Source organism: Kineosporia mesophila, assembly GCF_021129235.1.
In the GTDB taxonomy this organism is placed as follows: domain Bacteria; phylum Actinomycetota; class Actinomycetes; order Actinomycetales; family Kineosporiaceae; genus Kineosporia; species Kineosporia mesophila.
In genome coordinates this window covers 1-1,071 of sequence record NZ_JAJOMA010000055.1, presented here as the reverse complement: position 1 = coordinate 1,071, position 1,071 = coordinate 1, and the positions used below count along the sequence as shown (strand labels likewise).

General features: G+C 69.3%; 1 protein-coding gene. It reads left to right on the top strand.

The genetic code is table 11. The features are described from left to right. Positions 1-26: 26 nt before the first annotated feature. Positions 27-1,071, top strand: a 1,045-nt coding sequence (locus LR393_RS34770) for an AMP-binding protein (RefSeq protein ID WP_231489481.1), incomplete at its 3' end; no start/stop codon positions are given.

Below are 1,071 nucleotides of genomic sequence, written 5' to 3'. Positions count from 1 at the left end.
GCCTGGACGATCTGGTCGGCTTTTTCGTGAACACGCTGGTGTTGCGGACGGACACGAGTGGAGATCCTTCGTTCCGGGAGCTGCTGGGGCGAGTGCGGGAAACCTCGCTGGAAGCTTTTGCGCATCAGGATGTTCCGTTCGAGCAGGTGGTGGAGGCGCTGAATCCGGAGCGGTCCTCGGCCCGTCATCCGTTGTTCCAGACCATGCTGGTGCTCCAGAACAACGCTGGGGCGCAGCTGCAATTGCCGGGTGTCCAGGTGCAGCCGCAGGAGATCGCTTGGCACACCGCGAAATTCGATTTGACCTTCTTCCTGGAGGAGAGCGACGACGGCCTGGGGCTGACGCTGGAGTACGCCACCGGCCTGTTCGACCCCTCGACGGCGCAGGGACTGGCCGACCGGTTCGTGCATCTGCTGAGGGCCATGGCCCAGGAGCCGGACCGGCCGTTCACCGAGGTCGGCCTGCTCGCCCTCGGTGAAGCAGAGACCCTGCGGACCTGGCAGTCAGGGCGGGCCCGGGTGCCCGGGCCGGTCTCGGTAGCAGAGGTCTTCGCGCGGCGGGTGCGGGAGAACCCCTCCGCCGTGGCCCTGGTGGCCGGCGGTCGGCCCACGTCGTACGGCGATCTGGACGCGCGGTCGGCGGCCTTGCGGGACGTGTTGCGGGAGGCGGGGATCGGGCGCGGTGACGTGGTGGGGGTGTGTCTGCCGCGAGGTCGTGACCTGGTGACGGCTTTGCTGGCGGTGTTGCGGTGCGGTGCGGCCTACACGGTGCTGGACCCGTTGTTCCCGATCGCGCGCCTGACCGGGGTGGTGACGCAGACCCGAACCCGGATCGTTGTGACCGACGCCGGGGGCGCCGAACGCCTGAGCGGTTGTCTGCCGCCCGGCGTACGGCTCCAGCCGGTGGGCGAGACCGCTGCGCAGGCATCGTCCGGCGACGTCGGGGTGAGCGGTGACGATGTGGCGTGCGTGATGTTCACGTCGGGTTCCACGGGTGTGCCGAAGGGTGTCGCGGCGCCGCACCGGGCGCTGGTGGGGACTTTCGCCGGGCAGGACTATGTGCCGTTCGGGT